The organism is Lyngbya sp. CCY1209 (assembly GCF_035615495.1).
Classification (GTDB): Bacteria; Cyanobacteriota; Cyanobacteriia; order Cyanobacteriales; family Microcoleaceae; genus Limnospira.
On sequence record NZ_JAJENU010000397.1, the window covers coordinates 1 to 4966 of the forward strand.

General features: G+C 55.0%; 6 protein-coding genes. 3 read left to right on the plus strand and 3 right to left on the minus strand.

What is annotated here, in order from left to right:
- Window positions 1-193 precede the first annotated feature (193 nt).
- Together LKE08_RS11810 and LKE08_RS11815 are read left to right on the plus strand one after the other, a co-directional pair.
- Window positions 194-931 carry a dienelactone hydrolase family protein gene (locus tag LKE08_RS11810; RefSeq protein WP_324704433.1) on the plus strand — a complete coding sequence of 246 codons (738 nt, stop codon included), beginning with the start codon at window positions 194-196 and terminating at the stop codon, window positions 929-931.
- Window positions 932-1138: 207 nt separating this feature from the next.
- A complete protein-coding gene (locus tag LKE08_RS11815; protein ID WP_324704428.1) occupies window positions 1139-2023 on the plus strand; it encodes a S1 RNA-binding domain-containing protein in 885 nt (294 codons plus the stop codon).
- 246 nt (window positions 2024-2269) lie between these two features.
- On the opposite strand, the gene LKE08_RS11820 is transcribed toward LKE08_RS11815, so the two are convergent.
- Genes LKE08_RS11820 through LKE08_RS11830 form a run of 3 tightly spaced genes read right to left on the minus strand, consistent with a single transcriptional unit; the run spans window position 2270 to window position 3350 of the window.
- A complete protein-coding gene (locus tag LKE08_RS11820; RefSeq protein ID WP_324704429.1) occupies window positions 2270-2704 on the minus strand; it encodes a ferredoxin in 435 nt (144 codons plus the stop codon).
- Window positions 2704-3090: a DUF1257 domain-containing protein gene (locus LKE08_RS11825; protein ID WP_324704430.1), complete on the minus strand. Its 387-nt coding sequence runs from the start codon at window positions 3088-3090 to the stop codon at window positions 2704-2706. Before LKE08_RS11825 ends, LKE08_RS11820 begins: the two co-directional genes overlap by 1 nt.
- Before the next feature lie 50 nt (window positions 3091-3140).
- Window positions 3141-3350: a DUF2997 domain-containing protein gene (locus LKE08_RS11830; RefSeq protein WP_324704431.1), complete on the minus strand. Its 210-nt coding sequence runs from the start codon at window positions 3348-3350 to the stop codon at window positions 3141-3143.
- Window positions 3351-3736: 386 nt separating this feature from the next.
- Between LKE08_RS11830 and LKE08_RS11835 the strand changes: the two genes are divergently transcribed.
- The gene (locus LKE08_RS11835) at window positions 3737-4759 is read left to right on the plus strand and encodes a saccharopine dehydrogenase-like oxidoreductase (protein ID WP_324704432.1); all 1023 of its coding nucleotides are present in this window, start codon (window positions 3737-3739) and stop codon (window positions 4757-4759) included.
- The last annotated feature ends 207 nt before the right edge of the window (window positions 4760-4966 follow it).

Genomic DNA, 4966 nt, shown 5'->3' on the forward strand with positions numbered 1-4966 from the left:
TGCCATTGATGGTAGTCAAAGCAAGAGTCGTACTCATGACAACGAGACGACTGAACTAGGAGCCGTGTGAGGTGAAAATCTCATGCACGGTTCTGAATGGGAGGGGGAGATGGCAACATCTCTCTCGACCCCTAATCTGAGAAATGCGATCGACCCAAATTCTCAGGTAGTAGACGCTTCCCTAAACGGAATTATGGCAGATTTAGAGATTCGCACGGCTAATGTTACGGTTCCCAACGGCGATCTGAATATCGACGCCTATCTGGCCGAACCCGCCGAGGGCGGCCCCTATCCCGGCATCGTTGTGATCCAGGAAATTTTCGGGGTGAACGCCCACATCCGGGATGTGTGCGATCGCATCGCGAAGGAGGGATATGTTGCCATCGCCCCGGCTATCTACCAGCGCCAGGTTCCCGGGTTCGAGATCGGCTACTCGGACGAAGACATCGCACTGGGCCGCAAGTACAAGGAACAGACCAAGGCCCCGGAACTCCTGGGCGACATCCAAGCCACCCTCGATCTATTAAAAGGTCGGGAGACGGTCAAAAATGCTCATTTCGGCAGCATCGGTTTCTGTTTCGGTGGCCACGTCACCTATCTGGCCGCGACGCTGGACGATATCAAGGCGACGGCTTCTTTTTACGGGGCGGGGATCGTCACCGGAACTCCGGGCGGGGGTCCGGCTACCGTCACCCGCACGCCGGAAATTGATGGGGTGCTCTACGGGTTCTTCGGAACTGAAGATCCCCTGATTCCCAATCAAGAGGTGGATCAGATCGAAGCGGAACTGCAAAAACACGGCGTCCGCCACCGGATTTTCCGCTATCCGGCCACCCACGGTTTTTTCTGCGACCAACGGGATAGCTATAATAAAGAGGCTGCTGAGGATGCCTGGAAACACGTCAAAGAACTGTTCGCTCAAGAACTGTAAACAACTGACGGACTTGTGGCCCGAAGGGGGGTCGCCCGACGGGGGACCGGCGATCGCTCTCCTTCGGCTTCGGAAACCGTTTTTCGACGGACGACGTCTTCAGAAATCTTGAACTTGTGAGATCGGCCGGATCAGCTAGAAGGCTGCGATCGAGGAAGAGTGCGAGAGCAGGTTAGAACGTGAATTTTTGTTTTTTTGGTTTTTCCTATGACGACTCAAAATCAATCTTTTTCAATCGATGATTTTGCCAAGGCCCTGGAAACTCACGACTACGATTTACAAAAGGGGCAAATCGTGCGCGGCCGGGTATTTGAACATGACTCAAACGGCGCTTATGTTGACATCGAAGGGGGGAAATCTCCGGGATTTTTGCCGATCCGCGAGGCATCTTTGAAGGCGGTGGACGACCTTTCGGAAATTTTGCCACTGCAGGAAGAACGGGAATTTTTGATCATCCGCGACCAAAATGCGGAGGGTCAGGTGTTGCTTTCCCTGCGTCAACTGCAACTGAAACAGGCCTGGGACGAGTTGGCCGAGAAAGCCAAAAATGAAGAATCCCTGCAAGTTCAAGTGACGGGGGTCAACCGCGGCGGCGTGACGGTGGATGCGGATTCTTTGCGGGGCTTCATCCCGCGATCGCACCTCGTCCAACGGGACAATTTGGATGCGTTGGTGGGGGAAGTTTTGACGGTGAGTATACTGGAGTTGAACCGCGATCGCGAAAAGTTGGTGTTCTCCCAGCGTCTCGCCTCCGAATCCGTCTCCTTCAGCCAACTGGAAATCGGCCAACTGGTGGAAGGGACTGTCGGCAGTATCAAACCCTTCGGCGTGTTCGTGGAATTGGACGGCGTGACGGGGTTGATTCACATCAAAGAAATCAGCCAAAAATACGTCGGTTCCCTGCCGGAATTGTTTGAAATCGGCCAGACGGTGAAAGCCCTGGTTATCAACCTGGAAGAAGGGCGCCACCGGGTGTCTCTCTCCACCCGCCTGTTGGAAAACTATCCCGGCGAAATCGTCGAGAAAATGCCGGAGGTGATGGACTCCGCCGAAGCGAGGGCAGAACGGGCGAGAAAGTTGATTTCTCCTTAGAATGTCAAATCCCCCTAAATCCCCCTTGGAAAGGGGGACTTTAAAAACGATTCTCCCCCCTTTCAAAGGGGGGCTGGGGGGGATATAATCCGGGTTATCGGAAGAGTTAAATCCTCTTACCTATTGCCTATTGCCTATTACCTATTGCCTATTGCCTCCCAACACAAAAGGCAAAAGCGAGAAATTCTCACCTTTGCCCGATCGCAAAAAAGCGATTAAATTGTCGAGAGAATCCATGAATTCTCCCTACTTTCGGCGTTTGTGCGGTTTCCGGTGTACCATCGCGGCTTCCGCCGGAAACCCGACATGGGGGACCACCTGATCCTGACGTTCTTCTTCCAGCCGTTTCAGTTCGGTATAGTCAACCCAGTGGATGCAATCGACGGGACAGGTGTCGATCGCCTCCTGAATCGCATCTTCCGAATCGCCATCTTGCCGAAACACGCGCGATCGCCCGTGGTCGGGCTCGATATAGAATGTGTTTCGGGCGACGTGGGCACAGTGCTTGCAACCGATGCAGGTGGGTTCATCGACGTAAACCCCCTTTTGGCGCAGCGTACCCCCCAACTCCGGCTCGAAGCCGGAACGCTCAGGTGCATCCCGCAACACCCCGCCGAGTTCCGGTTCCAAACCCGAACGTTCCGGCGAGGTATGAGTTGATGATGCAGACCATTCAGACATTAGGCGCTCCAACGTTGGACAACTAGGCGGATCGAACCATCTTGACGATTTTGCTGTTCGGAGACTTGGAAACCCTGCTGGGTGCTGGCGCTCACGACGGTGTGGAACGCATAGCGCTGGGTGACTTTTTTCAGGAAATAATCCACCGGCCAAGCCTGTTGCCAGAACTGTAAATCCGCCACCAGTTCGTATTCCTGGCCGTTCCAGGTGAACCCGAGATCGTAGCCGTTCTCTTGTTCGATGACAACTTCGGCCGGGTGGGTTTGGCCCCGATAGCCCCGAACTTCTCGCGGTCCGGGCTTCCAGTCGATGCCCAGATCGGTTAAAGCGGCTTTTAAAGACGACAGATTGCGAATTTGCGTCTTGATTTGGCTAAAGTGTGACATAGTTGGTAAGTTTTGAATGAATTGCGTGAACAGACAAACAAGGCGGGATTTTACCAGTTGCTAAAACCCACTTGGGCAGTCGCCGTGTCAGACTGGTGATTGGCTTGGGTGAAGTATTCGGAGGTTTTCTCCTGAGTCAATACCACACCCAACTCCGCTTCGATCGCGGCTGTGACCTCGGCACAGGAGGCACCGACAATGCCGGTGACTTTCTCCTGAACTCGGCCGTCGGGATAGATGATAAACTCTAGGGTTTCCATAGCTCACACTGACTGCACGGGTGGTATAAAATGAGACCAACACCGGAGATCGAGCTTCGATGTTGGCTCCAGATCGATCAGATGGTTCTGACGCTACGCTCCAGCGATCGGGCGATCGACGGTTTCCAATTCATGAAAAACCCATGATAACTTTACAAAAGTTATCAATAGCTGAAGCAGTAGGTTCATTATATGTTAAGTTTCGCGTAGATGCCCCGAACCGTCAAGATGGGGGAGAGGGAGTCGGGAGTCGGGAGTCGAGAGTCGGGCAGATTTGGGATGGATGTGGGGGCAACCGTCTCCGGTTGCCCGCTTCAGCCAACAGGTGGCACCGGACACCCCAACTTGAGAGATAATAGAAGATTGTCCAATTTCAAGCGTCTGTCATGAGTAATCATCAGCCAATCACACATTCGGCCCGGAATCCCATGCGCGTGGGGGTGCTGGGGTTCGGCGGCCTGGGACAAGCGGCCGCGCGGGTGTTGGCACCCAAACGGGAAATGCGCTGGGTGGCGGCGGCCGATCAAAAAGGATACGTCTATTCAACCGAGGGACTCGATCCGGACCGGTGTATCGAAGTGTATCGCGATCGCGGCTCTTTGGGGGATCTCGAACCGGGCGGCACCCACAGCACCCAAAGTATCGAAGATCTGATCCGCCGGGGTTCTCAGGGGGTGGATGGTTACTTCTTGGCCCTCCCCAATTTGCCCAATACCTTTATGGCTTCGGTGGCGAAGGCGTTTATCGAGTCCGGATGGCGGGGGGTCCTGGTGGACGCCCTGAAGCGCACCAGCGCCGTCGAACAGCTTCTGGAATTGCAAGATGATCTCAATAATGCCGGGATCACCTACATGACGGGTTGCGGCGCCACGCCGGGACTGCTGACGGCGGCGGCGGCGGTGGCGGCCCAGAGTTACGCGGAAATTCATAGCGTCAAAATCACCTTCGGGGTGGGTATCGCCAACTGGGAGGCTTACCGGGCCACCATCCGGGAAGATATCGCCCACCTCCCCGGCTACGACGTGGAACGGGCCCGGGCGATGACGGATGCGGAGGTGGAGGCGCTGTTGGACGAAACCGACGGCCTGCTGAAGTTGGAAGGGATGGAACACGCCGACGATATCATGTTGGAATTGGCGGGAATTTGCGATCGCGATCGTGTCACGGTGGGCGGCGTCGTCGATACCCGCAACCCCAAAAAGCCGCTGAGTACCAACGTCCGAGTCACCGGCCGCACCTTCGAGGGGAAAATCTCCACCCACACGTTTACCCTCGGCGACGAAACCAGCATGGCGGCGAATGTCTGCGGTCCGGCCTTCGGCTATTTGAAAGCCGGGATCAACTTGCACCGCCGGGGAATTCACGGCCTGTTTACCGCCGCCGAAGTGATGCCGCAGTTCGTGCGCTAGGGTGGTTTGATATGTGCGATTCGTTCGGGAATGAAATAAGGCTGAAATGCCTGAAATAACTTCCCGGTAAGGCTTTCATCCCCTCGGATGAATATAAGGGGCATACCCCTGACCAGCCTTATAACTGTCCGTATGTTCCTAAGTTTGGTATCACAGGATACCAAATGAGGTCGGAACTCTCAGGGTCAAGAGGAGAAGTGGAGAATC

What these genes read in the sequence shown, in the direction of transcription:
- LKE08_RS11810 (WP_324704433.1), top strand. Translation starts at nt 194, where the DNA reads ATGGCAGATTTAGAGATTCGCACGGCTAATGTTACGGTTCCCAACGGC.
- LKE08_RS11815 (WP_324704428.1), top strand. Translation starts at nt 1,139, where the DNA reads ATGACGACTCAAAATCAATCTTTTTCAATCGATGATTTTGCCAAGGCC.
- LKE08_RS11820 (WP_324704429.1), bottom strand. Translation starts at nt 2,704, where the DNA reads ATGTCTGAATGGTCTGCATCATCAACTCATACCTCGCCGGAACGTTCG.
- LKE08_RS11825 (WP_324704430.1), bottom strand. Translation starts at nt 3,090, where the DNA reads ATGTCACACTTTAGCCAAATCAAGACGCAAATTCGCAATCTGTCGTCT.
- LKE08_RS11830 (WP_324704431.1), bottom strand. Translation starts at nt 3,350, where the DNA reads ATGGAAACCCTAGAGTTTATCATCTATCCCGACGGCCGAGTTCAGGAG.
- LKE08_RS11835 (WP_324704432.1), top strand. Translation starts at nt 3,737, where the DNA reads ATGAGTAATCATCAGCCAATCACACATTCGGCCCGGAATCCCATGCGC.